The following is a 19,264-nucleotide window of genomic DNA, read 5'->3' as shown; positions in this document are numbered from 1 at the left end:
CAGCGCGAGCGCCGCGCCGCCGCCGAGCAGTCGGGTGCCGGTTGCGCGATCCGTGGACGATGATCCGGCGGGCTCTCCGGGTGGAGCGGCACCGCCCTCGCAGCCGGGACGCGAGGGGGCCGCGTCAACCTTCGGGAAACTTTGCTGAAGCAACGGTGAGGGCGACTGTTTCGAACCTGTATCGGCCCGTCATCGCCCGTTCAGGCAGGCGCTGGCATACCCGTTTCGTACGAGGGGTTTGACTCGGATCTGGCGCTTATGCCGGCCGCGCGGATCTCCTCGGTGAAGGCGTGAGACCCGGGTCACACGGGCCGCGCCAGGGGTGGCGGAGCGGTACGATGGTTCGTCTGTACGGGCGGGTCCTGGGTTTCCTGAAGGCGGAGCGGCGGCTGGCCATAGGCTTGGCCGTCACCAACGTGGTCCTGGCGATCGCGGCCTTCGCCGAGCCCCTGCTGATGGGCCGGATCATCGACCAGCTGACGCATCTCAAGCGCGGCGGCGACGCCATGGGCACCATGCTGCCCCTGCTCGCCGCCTGGGTGGCGTTCGGCTTCTTCACCATCGCGGCGGGCGTGTTCATCGCGCTCCACGCCGACCGGCTCGCGCATCGCAACCGCCTGTCGTCGATGGCGAGCTACTTCGAGCACGTCCTCGACCTGCCGCTCGCCTTCCACTCGGCCAACCATTCCGGCCGCGTCCTGAAGGCGATGCTGGAGGGCACGAACGGCATGGCGTGGCTGTGGCTCGGCTTCTTCCGCGACCACCTCGTCGCCCTGGTCTCGCTCGGCGTGCTCCTGCCGATGACCCTGTTCATCAACTGGCAGCTCGGCTCGATCCTGGTGGTGCTGGTGCTGGCCTTCACGGCGCTGACCACCTTCGTGATGCGCCGGACCGAGACGCTGCAGGGGCAGGTCGAGGCGTTCAACTCGGGGCTCGCCGCCCACGCCTCCGACGCGCTCGGCAACGTCGCGGTGATCCAGTCCTTCACCCGCGCCAAGGCCGAGAAGGAGGCGATGCGCGGCATCATCACCAACCTGCTCGCCGCGCAGATCCCGGTCCTGTCCTGGTGGGCGCTGGCGAACGTGGCGACCCGGGCGTCGGCGACCATCACCATGACGGCGATCTTCGTCACCGGCATCTGGCTCTACCAGGCCGGCACCACCACGGTGGGCGAGGTCGTGGCCTTCATGAGCCTCGCCACCGCCTTCGTGGCCCGGCTCGACCACGTGGTCGGCTTCGTCAACGGCCTGTTCCAGCAGGCCCCGAAGATCGCCGAGTTCTTCGAGATCTACGACACCGTCCCGGCGGTGGCCGACCGGCCGCACGCCCGGCAGGTCGCCCGGTTCGAGGGCGCGGTCACCTTCGACGACGTCGCCTTCTCGTACGACGGAAGGCGCCAGGCGCTCGACGGCGTCTCGTTCACCGCCAAGCCCGGCGAGACGATCGCGCTCGTCGGCACCACCGGCTCGGGCAAGTCGACGACGCTCGGCCTCCTGCACCGCAGTTTCGACCCGGCTGCCGGTTCGATCCGGATCGACGGGATGGACATCCGCGACGTCGGCCTCGCCTCGCTGCGCCACAACATCGGCGTGGTGTTCCAGGAGCCGATGCTGTTCGCCCGCTCGATCCGCGAGAACCTGCAGGTCGGCTGCCCCGACGCCACGGACGCCGAGATGCTCGACGCCCTGGAGCGGGCCCAGGCCAGCGCCTTCATGGCGCGCCAGCCCGCCGGGCTCGACACGGTGATCGGCGAGCGCGGCCGGTCGCTCTCGGGCGGCGAGCGCCAGCGGCTCTCGATCGCCCGGGCGCTCCTGAAGAACCCGCCGATCCTGATCCTCGACGAGGCGACCTCGGCGCTGGACGCCGCCACCGAGCGCAAGCTCCAGGGCGCCCTGGAGACCGTGATGGAGGGGCGGACCACCTTCGTGATCGCCCACCGCCTCGCGACGATCCGCGACGCCGACCGGATCCTGGTGTTCCACGAGGGCCGGATCGTCGAGGCCGGGACCTTCGACCAGCTGGTGGCCGAGGGCGGCCGCTTCGCCGAGCTCGCCCGGGCGCAGTTCATGGCGACCGAGGCGGATGCCGAGGAGGGGCTGGCGCTGGCGGCGTGAGGACGCGCCGCCGCCGGGCGCACCGCGTCGCCGGGATCGCGCGCGGAGCCCCGCTCCTGTTCCCGCGCGGGCGCGGGTGAGGGCCGGCATCCCTCGGGATCAGGCGCCCGACCCCGAGGCACCCGTTCCGGCCCTCCGGCCCTCCATCTCGGCCCGGCGCGCCAGCATCTTCGCCTGCAGGCGGCTGCGGCGGGCGGCGATGACCGTGCCGTTGATCTCGCCGCCGAACAGGAACATGGCGGCGAGCCAGTAGAGGAAGACCAGGAACACCATCGCGGTGGCCAGCCCCCCGTAGGTCGACGCGTAGGCGTTGGAGAACCGGTCGAGGTAGTAGCCGAAGCCGAGGCCGGCGAAGAACCACAGGACCAGCGTCACCCCGATCCCCGGCAGCACCGACAGGATCGAGCGCCGCCCGGCCGCGACGAACTTGTGGGCGATGACCAGCACGACCGCGAGCAGCAGGGCCGTGACGGCGATCCGGCCGATCGCCACCGTCAGGCTCAGGGGCTCCAGACCGGGCGCCACCAGGACGACGTTGCGCCAGATCAGCGGCCCCAGCACCACGAGCAGCGCGAAGGCGAGCATCGCGAAGGCGCCGCAGATCACGTAGCCGATCGATTCGAGGCGGGTCAGCCACCAGGGCCGGCTCTCGCGCAGGCCGTAAGCCCGGTTCAGCCCGACCCGCAGGCTCTCGACGCCCGAGGAGGAGAAGTACAGGGCGAAGAGCGCGCCGAGCGTCAGCACGCCGCTGCGCTGCTCGGTGAGCACCCGGTGGACCTCGCCGACGATCGGCTTGGCGATCTCCCGCGGCCACGCGTCGAAGATCAGCACCCCGGCCTCGTCGGCCAGCGACTGCGTGCCGAACAGGCCGGCCAGCGCCGCCAGCAGGATCAGGAACGGGAACAGCGAGGTCAGGCTCGAGAGCGCGATGTGGCTCGCGATCGCCCAGCCGTCGTGGGAGACGAAGCGCTGCGCGGCGACGCCCATGACCTGTAATCCGCTGCGGAGAGGTTTCACGGGTGTCCAACCATCCTCGATCGCGCGATCCTCGGGGCTATCCTCTCGGGGAGAGGCCCGCCGATGAACGGCGCCGGCACCCGCGCGTCAACGCCGCCGGCCCGCTCCGGTCCCGATCGGCGGCCGGTGACGCCTCCGCGCCACGCCGGCGCCGGCCGTGGCCGCGCCTCGCCCGCGCCATAGCCGCGCCATAGCCGCGCCTCGCCCGGCCGGCGAGATCACCGTTGCGCCAGGCGCGCCGGCATGCTCCGTCCGGCGGCCATGCCGATGCTCCCACGCCCGTCGATGCTCGCGTCCGGCGCCCTTCCGGCGCTGTTCATCCCGATCTGGGCCACGGGCTTCATCTCGGCCCGGGCGGTGGTGCCGCACGTCGATCCGCTCGCCTTCACGGCCGTCCGCTTCACCGCCGTCGCCCTGGTGCTGGCGCTGATCGCCGCGGCCACCCGGGTGCGCTGGCCGGGGGACCGGGCAGGATGGCGCGACCCGGTCATCGCGGGCTTCCTGATGCAGGGGGTCTACCTGTCGGGCGTCTTCTGGGCGGTGAGCCACGGGCTGCCGGCCGGCATCGCGGCCCTCGTCGGCAGCCTCCAGCCGCTGCTCACCGCGCTCCTGGCGCAGCCGCTGCTGGGCGAGCGGGTCAGCGGCCGGCGCGCGCTCGGGATCCTCATGGGCTTCGTCGGCACGGGCCTCGTGCTCGCCCCGAAGCTCGGCGCCACGGACCCGTCCGGGATCCCGCCGGCGGCGCTGGCCGTCAGCCTCCTGGGGGTGCTGGCGCTGACCCTCGGCACGCTCTGGCAGAAGCGCACCGGCGGCCGGGTCGATCTCCTGGCCGGCGCGACCCTCCAGTTCGTCGGCGGCATGGCCTGCGCCATCCCGCTGGCGCTCGCCTTCGGCGGCACCGCGTTCGACCCGGCGCCGGCCCTGTGGCTCGGCCTCGGCTGGGCGGTCCTGGTCAACTCGGTCGCGGGGATCCTGCTGCTGCTGGTGCTGATCCGGCGGGGGGCGGTGGCGGGCGTCGCCGCCCTGTTCTTCCTCGTGCCGCCGGTCGCGGCCGTGCTCGGCTACCTGCTGTTCGGCGAGGTTCTGACCCCGGTGCAGGGCGCCGGCATGGCGCTCGCCGCCCTCGGCGTGGCGGTGGCGAGTCGCGGCTGAGGCCGCCGCTGAGGCCGCCGCCCCTGCGACGGAAGGCGCGGAAACCCTTCGCGCCCTCGCGGTTTGGTGCGCGCGGGCCGGCTCGGCCCGGGCCGGCACCGCGCGAGGCGAGGATGAACCAGGACAAGCCCCGCGAGGTTCGCCTCGCCCTCGACGCGATCCCCCTCGGCGGCAAGGCCGAGGGCAAGGCCGGCGACGACGCGGTGCTGTTCGTGCGCGACGCCGACGGCGTGCGCGCGTTCCAGGCGAAGTGCCCGCATCTCGGGGCGCCGCTGGCCAAGGGCGAGATCTGCGGCGGCCGGCTCTACTGCCCCTGGCACAAGGCGGCCTTCGCGGTCGCCGACGGCGGCCTGGAGGAGCCGCCGGCGCTGGAGGCGCTCACCCGCTATCCCGTCCGGATCGAGGGCGGCGAGGCCGTGGCGACGCTGACCCCCGAGCCGGTCCCGGCGCGGCGGGCCGAGGCCCCGGTCGGGACGGTCCTGATCGTCGGCACCGGCGCGGCGGCCGTGGCCTGCATCACCACCCTCCGGCGCGACGGGTTCGCGGGGACCATCACGATGGTCGGCCGCGAGGGCCACCCGCCCTACGACCGGACCAAGCTGTCCAAGCAGTTCCTGGCCAAGCCGACGCCCGCGGAGAAGACCCTGCTGGAGCCGGACTTCGCGGCCGCCCACCGCGTCGAGCGGGTCGTGGCCGAGGCGACGCGGGTCGATCCGGCCGGCCGCAGCGTCGCGCTGGCGGACGGGCGCACGCTCACCGGCGACGCGCTGCTGATCGCCACCGGCAGCCGCGCCGTGGTGCCGGATCTCGAGGGAAAGGACCGCGACGGCGTGATGACCCTGCGCAGCCTCGACGACGCGGTGCGGCTCAGCGCCGCGGCGGAGCGGGCGACGCGCGTCGTGGTGATCGGCGCGGGCTTCATCGGCCTGGAGGCGGCGGCCTTCCTGACCAAGCGCGGCCTGTCGGTGACGGTCCTGTCCCGGGAGGAGATCCCCTTCGCCAAGCGCTTCGGCGAGGCCGTGGGCGCGGCGCTGAAGCGCTACCACGCCGGCAACGGCGTGACCTTCGTGACCGGCACGGTCGCGCGGATCGCCGGAACCGGGTCGGTCGAGGCCGTCGAGACCGAGGACGGCGCGCGGCTCCCGGCCGACCTCGTGCTGATCGGCGCCGGCGCCGCGCCGGAGACCGGGATCGTCGCCGGGGTGGAGCCGGACGAGGCCGGCGGCCTCCCGGTCGGCGCCGACCTGAGGCTCGCCGACAACGTCTGGGTCGCGGGCGACATCGCGTCCTTCCCGGAGCGCGGCAGCGGCGTCACGGCGCGGATCGAGCACTGGCGGCTGGCGCAGCAGCACGGCACGCACGTCGCCCGGGCGATGCTCGGCGCCACCGGCGCCTTCGCGGGCGCGCCGTTCTTCTGGAGCAACCAGGGCGACAAGCGCCTGGATTACGGCGGCTACGCGCCGGATTTCGAGCGGATCATCCTGCAGGGCGACCCGGCGGCGCTCGACTTCATCGCCTACTACGTCCGCGAGAACTGCGCGGTGGCGGCCTGCAGCATCGGCCGCAACCCGGCCTTCACGGCGTTCCTCCACCTGCTGGGCGAGGGCCGCGTGCCCGGCCCCGACCAGATCGAGGCCGGCGCCGATCTCGCCGCCCTGGTGTGATGCCGCGGCGCGACAGCAGCGCGACATCAGCGCGGCCGGGCCGGTGGAACCAGGTCCGGCGGTCCCTCTTTCGGTAGACGCCCGCCGTCTCGAGAGCCGGGCCCGCCGGGAGGCCCCATGAACCAGATCATCGTCGTCGCCCTCATCTGCGCCGCCTCCGTCCAGGCGCCGGACTGCTCGCGCGAGACCGCCATCGACGTGGTCACCGGCCCGGCCCACACGCTCCAGGAATGCCTCGTCCAGGGGCCGGTCCTGGCGGCCAATGCCGGCTTCAAGGGCGAGGACGGGTCCTACCTGAAGACCCGGTGCGAGCAGAGGCGCTGAGCCGACGCCGTCTCGCGAACAGCTTTCGGCGGGCTGGAGGCACGATCATCAGTGTCCGGGCCGTCGCGCGTCGGCGCGCCGGTCCGGCCTTGACTTCGCGCGGCCGCGCGTCGGCCCGCCAGCCCCGGTATTCAACTTGAGTTCAAGACGAGCCAAACGAAATCTGCTTCGGCTCCGGACCGCGACAGGTTAAAAGACCCGATCCAAGAAGACGCCACGCGAGCAGAAAACCATGTCCGCATCCCCCGCCATCCAGACCGAGCCGCAGGATCTCGTGTCCCTGACCAAGGCCGCCGGTGAGAGCGCGAAAGCGCTGGCCGCCGAGGCCACGCGCCGGGTCCGCACGCGGATCCTCGGGACGGACGGGCGGATCGACGCGGCCAAGCTCGAGGGCCAGCAGCACGCCGCCCACGGGCTCGCCTGGCTCGCGACCTACGCGGAGGCGGTGAGCGAGCTCGGCGGCTACGCCGAGCGACTCCAGGCCGAGGGCCGGTTCGGCGAGATCGAGGCGCTCCTCGTCCGGATCGGCGCCGGCGAGTATCTCGACCAGCTCTTCTCCGGCATCCCGATGAGTCAGGGCGAGATGGTCCGCCTGACCGGGTCGCTCGGCCTCTCCGCCAAGGAGGTGGCCCAGTACCGCACGGACGCGGTCGAGACCCTGATCGCCGAGGGCAACACCCCCGAGAACCGCGCCGCCCTGGTGGCGCTGATGCGCGACGGCGGCGGCTCGGCGACCGTCGGCGCTTCGGGCCTCGACGAGGACATGGAGGCGATCCGCTCCGAGATGCGCCGCTTCGGCAAGGCCGAGGTGGTCGATCAGGCGCACGAGTGGCACCTGAAGAACGCCTACATCCCGATGGAGATCGTGCAGAAGATGGCCGAGCTCGGCGTCTTCGGCCTGACGATTCCCGAGGAGTACGGCGGCATGGGCCTGCCGAAGACCGCCATGTGCGTGGTCTCGGAGGAACTGTCCCGGGCCTATATCGGCGTCGGCTCGCTCGGCACCCGCTCGGAGATCGCCGCGGAGCTGATCCTGTGCGGCGGCACCGAGGAGCAGAAGCAGCGCTTCCTGCCGAAGATCGCCAGCGGCGACATTCTTCCGACGGCCGTCTTCACCGAGCCCAATACCGGCTCCGACCTCGCGAGCCTGCGCACCCGCGCGGTGAAGGAGGGCGACGTCTGGAAGATCACCGGCAACAAGACCTGGATCACCCACCCGGTCCGCGCCGACATCATGACGGTGCTCGTCCGCACCAAGCCCGAGGAGAAGGGCCACAAGGGCCTCTCCATGCTGATCGCCGAGAAGCCGCGCGGCACCGACGAGGACCCGTTCCCGGTCCAGGGCCTGTCGGGCGGCGAGATCGAGGTGCTCGGCTACCGCGGCATGAAGGAGTACGAGCTCGCCTTCGAGGGCTTCGCGGTGCCGGGCGGCAACCTGCTGGGCGAGGTCGAGGGCAAGGGCTTCGCCCAGCTGATGCAGACCTTCGAGTCGGCCCGCATCCAGACCGCGGCGCGCGCCATCGGCGTCGCCCAGTCGGCCCTCGATGTCGGCCTGCGCTACGCCGAGGAGCGGGTCCAGTTCGGCAAGGCGCTGGTGAATTTCCCGCGGGTGGCCGACAAGCTCGCCATGATGGCGGTGGAGATCAACATCGCCCGCCAGCTCACCTACTTCTCGGCCCGCGAGAAGGACGAGGGCAAGCGCTGCGACCTGGAGGCCGGGATGGCGAAGCTGCTCGGCGCCCGCGTCGCCTGGGCGGCGGCCGACAACGCCCTCCAGATCCACGGCGGCAACGGCTTCGCGCTCGAGTACCCGGTCAGCCGGATCCTGTGCGACGCGCGCATCCTCTCGATCTTCGAGGGCGCCGCGGAGATCCAGGCCCAGGTGATCGCCCGCCGGCTGCTCGAATCCGCCTGAAGACTCGGCTAAAACTGGGGAATAGTACGTAACATGGGATTATAAGTCGGCTCATGAACCCGGCTTAAACGAAGTCCCCGCTTCCTGGCCCCCGGTGAACAACTGGGGCGGCTCGGTGAGCGCGCAGCACGACGACGGTCAGACAGGCAAGAACCTCCTCCGGCACTGGCAGGATTGCCGGACGCCGGGGGCGCCGATCCCGTCCTACGAGGCCGTCGTTCTCGGGAGCCTCGGCCGCCTCGCCGACCGGGCCGCCCTGGTGACGACCCGCGCCGGGCGCGCCGCCCGGATCCTCTGGGCGGGCCAGGCCTTCGGCGCCTGGCTCGCGCAGGGTGCCGAAGGCGCGGAGGGGCCGTCGGCCGAGACCCTCCCGGTCGACGCGCTCGCGATCGAGCTGCGCGAGCCCGTCGACGAGATGGTCGCGTCCGCCCTCGCGTCCGGCCAGCCGGCCTACGGCCGGTGCGATCGCCTCGCCGCCGGGGTCGTGACCTCGACCCGCCTGGTCGGCGTGCCCCTGGGCAACCGCTGGGGCGAGCCGTTCGTGCTGATCGGGTTCGACGGGGCGAGCGTGCGGACCGAGCTGGTCCAGGCGATGTTCACCGCCACCGACCAGGGCATCCTGGCCCTCAGCACGATCCGGGACGCCGCGGGCCGCCCGATCGATTTCAAGATCGTCGCCCTCAACCGCGGCGCCGAGCGCCTGCTGGAGCGCCCCGCCGCCGCCCTGCAATGGCAGCGCGTGGGCCAGCTCTTCCCCGGGGCGATCACCGCGCGGACGATCGCGACGCTCGCCGCCATGGTCGAGCGGGGCGGGCGCTCGGCCTTCGAGCTGAGCCGCCCCCGGTCCGACGGCGGCACGCTCTACCTCAAGGTCGAGGCGGGCTGCGTCGGCGATCTTCTCTCGGTCACCATGACGGATGTCGGCGACATCAAGGCCCGGGAGGCCTCGTTCCGGCTCCTGTTCGAGAACAACCCGGTGCCGATGTGGGTGGTGGCCGACGCGCGCGACCGCTTCCTGGCGGTGAACGACGCCGCCGTCGCCCATTACGGCTACAGCCGCGAGCAGTTCCTGAGCCGGGCGCCGGCCGACCTCGCCATCGCGGCCGAGGAGGCGACCGAGCTCGGCCTGCCCGCCGCCGGCTCGCTCCACCGTCGCGCCGACGGCTCGGCGATCGAGGTCTCCCTGTTCCAGCGGGCGATGCCGTTCGAGGGGCGGCAGGCCGTGCTCGAGGCCGCCATCGACATGACCGAGCGGCGCCGGGCCGAGGCCCGCATCGCCCACATGGCCCACCACGACGCCCTCACCGGGCTGCCGAACCGCGTGCTGTTCCGGGACCGCCTCGGCGAGGCGATCGCCCGCCACGCCCGGGACGGCGAGGAGGCGGTGCTGCTCTGCCTCGACCTCGACAAGTTCAAGATCGTCAACGACACGCTGGGCCACCCGGTCGGCGACGCGCTGCTGCGCGAGGCGGCCGAGCGGATCGCCGGCTGCCTGCGCAAGGACGACCTCGTGGCCCGGCTCGGCGGCGACGAGTTCGCCATCCTGGTGCGCGGGATGGATCTCCCGGCGCTGGCCGACGGGCTGATCGCCCGGGTGATCGCCGAACTCGGCCGGCCCTTCCGCCTGGAGGGCCAGGATTGCCACATCGGCACCAGCATCGGCGTCGCCTGCCTGCCCCGGGACGGCACCGATCCCGAGACGCTGATGAAGAACGCCGACCTCGCCCTGTACCGGGCGAAGGCCGAGGGCGGCAGCACCTTCCGGTGCTTCGAGCCGGAGATGGATGCCTGGGTGCAGGCGCGGCGGCGGCGCGAGAACGAGCTGCGCGAGGCCTTCGCCCGCGGCCAGTTCTCGCTGGTCTACCAGCCGCTGATGGATGCCCGCTCTGACCGGATCCTGGCCTTCGAGGCGCTGCTGCGCTGGCACCACCCGGAGCACGGCCCGGTCTCGCCGGCCGAGTTCGTGCCGCTCGCCGAGGAGACCGGCCTGATCGTGCCGATCGGCGCCTGGGTGATGCAGACCGCCTTCGCCGAGGCGACGGCGTGGCCGGAGACGATCCGGCTCGCCGTGAACCTGTCGCCGATCCAGTTCCGCAACCGCAGCTTGGTCGAGACCGTGCGGGGCGCGCTCGCCGTCACGGGGCTCGACCCGCGGCGCCTGGAGCTGGAGATCACCGAATCGGTCCTGCTCGCCGACAGCGCCGCCAATCTCGCGACCCTGCACGCGTTGCGGGCCATGGGGATCCGGATCGCGATGGACGATTTCGGGACCGGCTATTCGAGCCTGAGCTACCTGCGCAGCTTCCCGTTCGACAAGATCAAGCTCGACCGCTCCTTCGTGAGCCAGGTCGGCGAGAACACCCACTGCACGGCGATCGTGCGGGCGGTGGCGAGCCTGGGCACCAGCCTCGGCATCGCCACCACCGCCGAGGGCGTCGAGACCCCCGAGCAGCTCGCGATGCTCCGCGCGGAGGGCTACGACGAGGTGCAGGGCTTCCTGTTCAGCCGCGCGGTCCCGGGCCCCGAGGCCCGCCGCCTGATCGACCGCGCGCGGGCGACGGTCCCGGACGACCGGGCGGCCTGACGCCGCCCGGCCCGCGCCGGTTCCGCGGGCCTACTTGGTGATCTTCACCGAGACCGGGTCGCTCGACGGGAAGGTCTCCTCCAGGGCGTCGTCCAGGCGCTCGTTCAGCTTCTCCTGCTTGTTGTCGGGGTTCTTGGCGTCGCCCGGCTTGGCGCTGCCCTGCTGGAAGCCCGGCTTGGTCTCGTTCGGCTTGTGGGTCTCGGCCATGTCGCTCGCTCGTCCGTGACGGAGGCACGCAAGGGTGCCGGTGCGCATCAACGCGAGGAAGGGCGGGTGTTTCCGATCTTTCGGGGACGCGCGTCGATCTGGCGGGTCGGGAAGTCAGGCGGTCGCGAGCGGCCGCCCGAGCGGGCCGTGGGCCCGCGCGCGGGCGGCGGCCTCGCGCAGCACCGTCCCGTAGACGGCCTCGAGCCGGTCGAGATGGGCGTCCAGGGTCAGGGGCGCGGCCCAGTAGCGCTCGTGGGCGGCCCGGCCCATCCGGGCCGCGAGGCCGTCGTCGGTCAGGCGGCGCAGATGCGCGGCGAGATCGTCCGGGTCGCCCGAGCGGAACCAGAACCCGGTCTCGCCGTCGGCCACCGCCTCGCGGCCCGCGCAGGCGTCGCTGACGATCACCGGCGCGCCGCAGGCCAGCGCCTCGTAGACGGTGAGCGGCTGGCCCTCGTACCAGACGCTCGGGAAGACCAGCGCCCGGGCCCGCCGCATCAGCGCCTGCACGGCCGCGGCGTCGCGCCAGCCGAGCATCGCCGCCTCGGGATAGCGCGCGGCGAGCTCGGCCCGCTCGGGGCCGTCGCCCACGAAGGCCGCCCGCACCCCCGCCCGCCGGGCCGCCTCGGCGAAGATCGGCGCGCCCTTCTCGGTGGAGATCCGCCCGACGAACAGGAAGTCGCCCGGCGGGCCGTCGTGTACCGGCGCCCGCGCCACCGCGATGGGGTTGTCGACCCGGTGGAAGGCGGTGCCGCCGGGCAGGAGCGGCCGCACGACGCTCTCCTGCAGGTCGCTGATCGTGACGACGTGGGCAAACAGCTCCGGCAGCCGGGCCACGTGGGCGAGGCCGGCGTGGCGGACCATCCGGGCCACCTTGCGCGGGTAGCTGCGCGCGTCGCAATTCGCCACGATGCAGGCGGGCGACATCGGGGTGCGGTGGCAGATCCGCTGCGCCGGGTAGGCGTAGAAGCCGCCGGTCGGGCAGACGAGGAAGAACTCGTGCATCGTGTAGAGGCAGGGCAGCCCGGAGGCCCGGAGCGCCACGCCGATCGACGGCGACAGCGCCTTGGCGAAGGCGTGGACGTGGACCAGCGTGTCGCGGGGATCGCAGGCGGCGAGTTCCGCCGCCAGGGCGCGGCAGGCCGGCCCGTTCCAGATCGCCTGGGCCGCGAAGGCGAGCTTGCTGCGCGCCGTGGTCACGTCGTCCTGATCCAGGCAGACCACCCGCACGCCGGCCGGCTCCAGCCGCGGATCGACCGGGCCGACCGCGGCGAACAGGCTGACGCGGATCCCCCGGGCGGCGAGGCCCAGGGCGGATTCGATGGCGACCTTGGCCTGGCCGCCGTTGATCGCGGCGTGGTCTGCGACGAGGACGACGTGCACGTCAGGACTTCCGCCGCTGCGAACCGGGACCGACACCTGTATCCGGCCGCGGTTGATCGCTCGTAAACCGGTCTGCTCCATCCTCCCGGCGCGCGCGACCGATCGATCCCCGGGAGGGTCACCATGCACGTCGTGATCCTGGCCGAGTTCGCGGCCGCCAGCGGCGGCGCCGAGAAGGTGGCGCTGGAATCGGCCCGCGGCCTCGCCGAGGCCGGCCTCGCCGTCACCTACATCCAGGCGATCCCCGGTCCCGTCGACCCGCTCCTCGACCACGCCGGCATTCGCCGGATCGAGCTCGGCCTGCCCGACATCTGGTCGCTCGGCGCCGCGCGGGCCGCCGCTGCCGGGATCTGGCACGCGGCCGCCGCCCGCCGCCTCGCCGCGGCCCTCGCCGGCCTCGCCGCGCCGCCGGACTGCGTCCACCTGCATCAGTGGACCCGGACCCTGTCGCCGGCGATCTTCCCGGTCCTGTCGGGGACCGGGGTGCCGCTGGTCGTCACGCTGCACGACTACGCCCTGGCCTGCCCGAACGGCGTCTACTACCGCTTCGACCGGGCCGAGCCCTGCGGGCTCGCGCCCCTGTCGGCCGCGTGCCTCGCGGCGCCCTGCGACCCGCGCAGCCGGGTGCACAAGGCCGTGCGCGTCGCCCGCGCCGCGACGCTGCGGCGGGCCGTCGGCCGGGCGGGCCGGCACCGCCCGCTCCACGTCGTCCATGTCTGCGACGCCAGCCGGCAGCGGCTGGGCGCCCTCCTCGGCGGCTACGCCCTGACGCATCACCGGGTCGACAATCCGGTCCGGCTTCCCGAAGGCCCGACGGCCGAGCCCGCCCGCGGCGACGCGATCGCCTACGTGGGTCGCCTCACCCGCGAGAAGGGCGCCGACCTCGTGGCCGACGCCGCCCGGGCCGCCGGGCTCCCGGCCCTGTTCATCGGCGCCGGGCCCCTGGAGGCGGAGCTGCGCGCCCGGGACGGCGTGGAGGTGATCGGATGGCAGCGGCCCGAAGCGGTCTGGGCGACGCTCCGGGCCCGCGCCCGGGCGCTCGCCGCGCCGTCCCGCTGGTACGAGACCGGGCCGCTCACCGTCTACGAGGCGCTGGCGGCCGGCATCCCGGTCGTGGCCTCCGACCGCTCCGGCGCCGCCGAGAAGGTCCGGCACGGCCGGACCGGATTCGTGGTCGCGCCGGAGATCGTGCCCCTCGCCGAGGCGTTCACGGCGCTCCGCGACCACGCCCTGGCGGACGCGCTCGGAGCCGAGGCGGCCCGGCTCGCCCGGGCGGCGCCGATGGACCTGGGCGCGCACGCGGCGGCGCTCCGCGGGCTCTACGCCCGTCTGATCGAATCGGCGGCTGGTGCGATGCAGCATCCCGCGGCGCTGGCCCTGGAGTAACGGTCCTGGCGCGTGCGGGATATTTGGCATACCAGAAGAATTCACGATCCGTTCGCACCGCCCTGGACAGCGAGATAGTTTTTTGCGAAGCGGGTCGCCGCCGCGATCAGCAATCTTAGCTGACTGTGTAAATGGCACAGCTTGGTCGCAACCTGCTGTCGGATCGAGCCCACGGTCGGACGACTTCGTGAGATCATCGAATCGGCATTTTATCGGGCTTCCGGTCCCGCGGGCGCGCCCCAAACCTGCACTTGACTTCTTGTTGCAGTGCAACATATAGAGGTGCGTCAACGCGGACGCATGCGGCGTCCCGCTCCAAGGATGATGCTGGAGACATCGATGCAGACCCCGAACTTCGAGATCCCGACCGAGATGCGCGACTTCGCGGAGAAGAGCGTCGATCAGGCCCGGACCGCCGTCGGCACCATGATGGCGAACGCCGTGAAGGCCGCCGAGCAGGTCCAGGCCTCGGGCCAGACTTTCCAGTCGACCCTCAGCGCCGCGGTCGCGAAGGGGTTCGATCACGCCCAGACCAACGCCAACGCGACCTTCGACTTCGCCCAGAAGCTGGTGCGCACGAAGGACCTCCGCGAGGCGTTCGAGCTCCAGTCCGAGTTCGTCCGCAGCCAGTTCGCCGCTCTCCAGGCCCAGGCGAAGGATTACGGCGCCCTCGCGCAGAACGCCGCCGCCCGCTGAGGCCGGCCGCCCCGATCCGCGATCGGGGCTCGAGGATCGGGATCCGGGGGGCCGCCCGAGGGCCGCCGGATCCCCCGCTCTGACGCCCGGGCGTCACGGGCCCGGCGCCGACACCGCCGGCGAGCCGGCCGCGCACGACCTCCGGCCGCCGGTCCGTCGGGACGGGCTGACGCCGACAGGAGGAGATCGCGCGATGGGAAAGCCGCGTCGACCGAGGAGCCGTCCCGCCGGGACGCCCCAGCCGTTGCAGGACGCGTCGGCCGCCCCCGAGATCCAGGCCGCCGACGCCCCGGTCGCGGCGGATCAGCCCGACCCGGCGACCGACCGGCCCGTCGAGGCCGCCGCGCCGCCGGCCGAGGTGACGCCCGAGGTGACGCCTGACGCGGGGTCCGACATCGCGGGCGAGACTGCGCCCGACGGCACGGTGGGAGCCTCGTCCGACCCGGTGACCGAGGCCGCGATCGACGTCGCCCTCCCGCCGGTGACCGCCGCGGGTCCGGGCCGCGCCGCGGCCGCGAACCGCATCGTCTTCACCCCCGACCGCCTCGACGTCGCCGAGATCGGCTCGATCATCGCCCGCTACGTGCGCGGCGAGGGCGAGGCGGCCGTCGCGCATCTGCGAGCGCTCTCGGGCGCCCGCTCGCCGGCCGACCTCATCCGCCTGCAGGTCGGCGAGGTCCAGCGGGCCGCCGACGCGTCCCTGACCTGCTGGGTCACGGTGGTCGGGCAGGCGAGCCGGGTCGTCGCGTACCGCTGAGGCGCCGCGCGCGGGAGGCCCGGACTTGTCGCATCCCGGCCACAAGGCCGGCCGGATCGAACCGGCGACGGCAACCCCCCGTTAACCAAGTCGGTCCCATGCCTTAACGGAGGGCACGGGAGACGACACCGGACCGATGCCGAACTGCGCGCGCCTGATCCGTTCCGCATGGCTCCGCCTCGCCGTCGCGCTCCTGCCGGCGCTGGCGGGGGCGCCGGTCGCCGCGCAGACCGGCGAGAAGCCGGCCGTCGCCATCGGGGCCGACCTCGCGAGCCAGGCCGGCACCACGCGCCTCACCCTGACGCTGTCCCGGGCCGTGGAGGCCCGCGGCTTCGTGATGGAGCGGCCCGACCGGGCGGTGATCGACCTGCCCGAGGTCAATTTCCAGCTCGATTCTGGGACCGGCAGCCGCCGCGACGGCCTCGTGCAGAGCTTCCGCTACGGCCTGTTCGCGCCCGGGCGGTCCCGCATCGTGATCGACCTCACCGCGCCCGCCACCGTCGGGAAGATCGAGACCGCGACGCGGCCGCGCGACGGCGCGGTTCTGCTCACGATCCCGCTGCAGCGCGCCGACCGCGACGCGTTCCGCAAGGCCGCCGCTACCGCCGATCCCGCCCCCGCCCAGGCCCGCGCCGCGCCGCCGGAGCCCGCCGACCAGCGGCCGCTGATCATGGTCGATGCCGGCCACGGCGGCACCGATCCCGGCGCCATCGCGGTGGGCGGCGTGTTCGAGAAGGACATCGTGTTCGGCTTCGCCCAGGCCCTCGCGGCGAAGCTGGAGGCGGGCGGCCGCTACCGGGTCCGGATGACCCGCGACCGCGACGTGTTCGTGCCCCTGGCCGAGCGGGTGCGCCTCGCCCGCGACGCCAGGGCCGACCTGTTCGTGTCGATCCACGCGGACTCGATCTCGGCGGCGCCCCAGGTGAGCGGCGCCACGATCTACACCAATTCCGAGAAGGCCACGGACGCCGAATCCGCCAAGCTCGCCGAGCGCGAGAACCGGGCCGATTCCGCCGCGGGCGTCGACGCCGCCGAGGCGCCGCCGGACATCGCCGACATCCTGCAGGAGCTGACCCTGCGCGAGACGCGGGGCTTCTCGTCGGGCTTCGCCCGCACGCTGATGGGCCAGCTCGCCCCCGTGATGAAGATGAGCGCCAAGCCCCACCGGGAGGCGCGCTTCGTGGTGCTGCGCTCCCCCGACGTGCCGAGCGTGCTCGTGGAACTCGGCTACCTCTCCAGCAAGCGCGACCTGGAGATGCTGCAATCGCCGGAGTGGCGGGCCGACGTCACCGGCTCCATGGCCAAGGCGATCGACCAGTTCTTCACCAACCGCGCCACGCTCGGCCGGCCGGCCCCGACGCGCCGCGCGGCCGCCGCCGCCCCAGTTTCACCATAGATAGAGTGTCGATACGGGACGTCCGACGCCCCGTCGCACGGCCGCCGAAACCGGCATTCCGAGGGGGTCTCACGGGACCGTCCGGGGGCCGGCCGCGCAGCGCGCGGGGTGCACGCGCCGGATGAGCCGATTCCGGCATTCGGCCGGGCCAGCGACGAGCGGAACACCGGATGCGTCTGATCCTCCGTTTCTTTGGGATCCTGTTCAGCGCCGCCGCGGTGCTGTTCATGGTCGGCGCGGCGGTGGGCGGCTACTTCTACTGGAAGTACAGCCAGGACCTGCCCGACCACGCCGCCCTCGCGAATTACGAGCCGCCGGTGATGACCCGCGTCCACGCGGCGGACGGCTCCCTGCTGGCCGAGTACGCCCGCGAGCGCCGGCTGTACCTACCGATCCAGGCGATGCCGAAGATCGTCGTGGCGGCCTTCCTGTCGGCCGAGGACAAGAACTTCTACAAGCACGGCGGCATCGACCCCGAGGGGATCGTGCGCGCCTTCCTGACCAACGCCAAGTCGGGCAAGCGGCAGGGCGCCTCGACCATCACCCAGCAGGTCGCCAAGAACTTCCTGCTCTCCTCCGAGCAGACCTACGACCGCAAGATCAAGGAGGCGCTGCTGGCGCTCCGGATCGAGGCGGCCTACTCGAAGGACAAGATCCTCGAGCTCTACCTCAACGAGATCTTCCTCGGCACGATCGTGCCCGGCCGCAACCTGCACGGCGTCGCGGCCGCCGCGCTCGACTATTTCGGCAAGTCGGTCCACGAGCTGACCATCAACGAGGCGGCCTACCTCGCCGCCCTGCCGAAGGGGCCGAACAACTACCACCCCTACCGCAAGACCCAGGCGGCCCTCGACCGCCGCAACGAGATCATCCGCCTGATGGCGGAGAACGGCTACATCACCCGGGAGGAGGCGGATTCCGCCAAGAAGATGCCGCTCGGCGTCAACCCGCGCGTCGCCTTCCCGAACGCCGCCAACGCCAACTACTTCACCGAGGAGGTCCGCCGCGAGATCTCCGAGCGCTACGGCGAGAAGAAGCTCTACGAGGGCGGCCTCTCGGTGCGCACGACCCTCGACCCGAAGATGCAGGCCTGGGCCCGCAAGGCTCTGGTCGACGGCCTCGTGCGCTACGACCAGGCCCATGGCTGGCGCGGTCCGGTCACCAAGGTCGACCTGACCGGGCGCGACTGGGGCATGGCGGCGGCCGAGGTTCCGGCGCTCGGCGACGTGGCCCCCTGGCGGCTCGCCGTGGTGCTGGGCAACGGCGGCGGCGGCGTGCAGATTGGCCTGCAGCCCCGGCGCGAGGCCTCCGGCCAGGTCGGCAAGGACCGCGAGACCGGCGTGATCACCCCCGAGGGCATGCGCTGGGCCGGCCGCGCCAATCTCCAGCCCGGCGACATGGTCTACGTCGAGGCGATGGACGGCGGCCGCGGCCAGTTCCGCCTGCGCCAGAAGCCCGAGGTCTCCGGCGCCATCGTGGCCATGGACCCGAATACGGGCCGCGTGCACGCGATGGTCGGCGGTTTCTCGTACGACGAGTCCGAGTTCAACCGCGCCACCCAGGCGATGCGCCAGCCCGGCTCCTCGTTCAAGCCGATCGTCTACTCGGCAGCCCTCGACAACGGCTACACGCCCGCCTCGATCATCCAGGACACCCCGATCACCATCGAGGCCGGTCCCGGCCAGGAGGCCTGGACGCCCTCGAACTACGACGGCAAGTCGGGTGGCCCGCACACCCTGCGCTACGGCATCGAGCACTCGAAGAACCTGATGACGGTCCGGCTCGCCAAGGATGTCGGCATGCCGCTCATCGCCGAGTACGCCCGCCGCTTCGGCGTCTACGACGACATGCTGCCGGTGCTGCCCATGTCGCTCGGCGCGGGTGAGACCACGGTGATGCGCATGGTCACCGCCTACTCGATGCTCGCCAACGGCGGCCGGCGCATCCGGCCGACCCTGATCGACCGGATCCAGGACCGCATCGGCGAGACGATCTACCGGCACGACAACCGCAAGTGCATCGGCTGCGACGCCGAGAAATGGTCGGGCCAGGACGAGCCGAAGCTGGTGGACGATTCCGAGCAGGTGCTCGACCCGCTGACCGCCTACCAGATGGTCTCGATCATGGAGGGCGTGGTCCAGCGCGGCACCGCCACGATCCTGAAGCAGATCGGCAAGCCGCTGGCCGGCAAGACCGGCACGACGAACGACGCCAAGGACGCGTGGTTCGTGGGCTTCTCGCCGGATCTGGCGGTCGGCATCTATATCGGCTTCGACAAGCCCCGGTCGCTGGGCGACCGCGCCACCGGCGGCGGCTTGGCCGCGCCGATCGCCCTGGAGTTCCTGAAGACGGCCCTCAAGGACAAGCCGCCGACGCCGTTCCGCGTGCCGCCGGGGATCAAGCTGATCCGCATCAACCTCGCGAGCGGCACCCGCGCCGGTTCGGGGGAGGGCGCCGGGACGATCCTGGAGGCGTTCAAGCCCGGCACCGCGCCGCCGGATTCCTACTCGGCGCCGTCCTCCTCGGGCGGCGGCCAGGCGGCCGCCCCCGCGGCGGTCGCGCCCGATCCCGACCGGGCCGCGCAGGCCGGCGGGCTGTACTGAGGCGGCTCGCCCCGCCCAGCCCGCACTCAGCCGAGGTCGCACTCAGCCCAGGTCGGGTCCGCCCGGCCT

Annotated in this window: 14 protein-coding genes; 11 read left to right on the top strand and 3 right to left on the bottom strand. The window is 72.8% G+C overall.

The window, feature by feature from the left end; all coding sequences use genetic code 11:
• The first annotated feature begins 338 nt into the window (after positions 1–338).
• Positions 339–2,114: a glucan ABC transporter ATP-binding protein/ permease gene (locus ME121_RS14160; RefSeq protein WP_012321266.1), complete on the top strand. Its 1,776-nt coding sequence runs from the start codon at positions 339–341 to the stop codon at positions 2,112–2,114.
• A 99-nt stretch (positions 2,115–2,213) separates the two neighbouring features.
• On the opposite strand, the gene ME121_RS14155 is transcribed toward ME121_RS14160, so the two are convergent.
• On the bottom strand, positions 2,214–3,101 hold the full coding sequence (locus ME121_RS14155; RefSeq protein WP_012321267.1) for a YihY/virulence factor BrkB family protein: 888 nt from the start codon (positions 3,099–3,101) through the stop codon (positions 2,214–2,216).
• 273 nt (positions 3,102–3,374) lie between these two features.
• Between ME121_RS14155 and ME121_RS14150 the strand changes: the two genes are divergently transcribed.
• The 5 genes from ME121_RS14150 (at position 3,375) to ME121_RS14130 (ending at position 10,770) form a co-directional block, all read left to right on the top strand.
• Positions 3,375–4,283, top strand: a complete 909-nt coding sequence (locus ME121_RS14150; protein WP_059409030.1) for a DMT family transporter — start codon at positions 3,375–3,377, stop codon at positions 4,281–4,283.
• 113 nt (positions 4,284–4,396) lie between these two features.
• Positions 4,397–5,947: an FAD-dependent oxidoreductase gene (locus ME121_RS14145; RefSeq protein ID WP_059409029.1), complete on the top strand. Its 1,551-nt coding sequence runs from the start codon at positions 4,397–4,399 to the stop codon at positions 5,945–5,947.
• Positions 5,948–6,064: 117 nt separating this feature from the next.
• Positions 6,065–6,271, top strand: a complete 207-nt coding sequence (locus tag ME121_RS14140; protein ID WP_012321270.1) for a hypothetical protein — start codon at positions 6,065–6,067, stop codon at positions 6,269–6,271.
• 232 nt (positions 6,272–6,503) lie between these two features.
• Complete coding sequence (locus ME121_RS14135; protein WP_029358655.1) at positions 6,504–8,186, top strand: acyl-CoA dehydrogenase family protein; 1,683 nt, start codon at positions 6,504–6,506, stop codon at positions 8,184–8,186.
• Positions 8,187–8,280: 94 nt separating this feature from the next.
• On the top strand, positions 8,281–10,770 hold the full coding sequence (locus tag ME121_RS14130) for a putative bifunctional diguanylate cyclase/phosphodiesterase (protein WP_089231239.1): 2,490 nt from the start codon (positions 8,281–8,283) through the stop codon (positions 10,768–10,770).
• A gap of 30 nt (positions 10,771–10,800) precedes the next feature.
• Here the strand turns inward: ME121_RS14130 and ME121_RS33640 are convergent, their stop codons facing one another.
• Together ME121_RS33640 and ME121_RS14125 are read right to left on the bottom strand one after the other, a co-directional pair.
• A complete protein-coding gene (locus ME121_RS33640) occupies positions 10,801–10,977 on the bottom strand; it encodes a hypothetical protein (RefSeq protein ID WP_012321273.1) in 177 nt (58 codons plus the stop codon).
• A gap of 114 nt (positions 10,978–11,091) precedes the next feature.
• Positions 11,092–12,357: a glycosyltransferase family 4 protein gene (locus ME121_RS14125; RefSeq protein WP_012321274.1), complete on the bottom strand. Its 1,266-nt coding sequence runs from the start codon at positions 12,355–12,357 to the stop codon at positions 11,092–11,094.
• Between the two features lie 123 nt (positions 12,358–12,480).
• Here ME121_RS14125 and ME121_RS14120 point away from each other — a divergent pair, with 123 nt between their 5' ends.
• From ME121_RS14120 to ME121_RS14100, 5 genes are all read left to right on the top strand, one after another.
• Positions 12,481–13,743 carry a glycosyltransferase gene (locus ME121_RS14120; protein WP_053622589.1) on the top strand — a complete coding sequence of 421 codons (1,263 nt, stop codon included), beginning with the start codon at positions 12,481–12,483 and terminating at the stop codon, positions 13,741–13,743.
• Positions 13,744–14,082: 339 nt separating this feature from the next.
• Positions 14,083–14,439: a phasin gene (locus ME121_RS14115; RefSeq protein WP_012321276.1), complete on the top strand. Its 357-nt coding sequence runs from the start codon at positions 14,083–14,085 to the stop codon at positions 14,437–14,439.
• Positions 14,440–14,632: 193 nt separating this feature from the next.
• Positions 14,633–15,196: a hypothetical protein gene (locus tag ME121_RS14110; RefSeq protein ID WP_012321277.1), complete on the top strand. Its 564-nt coding sequence runs from the start codon at positions 14,633–14,635 to the stop codon at positions 15,194–15,196.
• A 136-nt stretch (positions 15,197–15,332) separates the two neighbouring features.
• Complete coding sequence (locus ME121_RS14105; protein ID WP_012321278.1) at positions 15,333–16,592, top strand: N-acetylmuramoyl-L-alanine amidase; 1,260 nt, start codon at positions 15,333–15,335, stop codon at positions 16,590–16,592.
• 170 nt (positions 16,593–16,762) lie between these two features.
• Positions 16,763–19,195 carry a penicillin-binding protein 1A gene (locus ME121_RS14100; protein ID WP_012321279.1) on the top strand — a complete coding sequence of 811 codons (2,433 nt, stop codon included), beginning with the start codon at positions 16,763–16,765 and terminating at the stop codon, positions 19,193–19,195.
• Positions 19,196–19,264: the final 69 nt, after the last annotated feature.

Source organism: Methylobacterium sp. ME121, from assembly GCF_000974725.1.
Lineage (GTDB): Bacteria > Pseudomonadota > Alphaproteobacteria > Rhizobiales > Beijerinckiaceae > Methylobacterium > Methylobacterium radiotolerans.
This window is presented reverse-complemented; position numbering and strand designations above follow the sequence as displayed.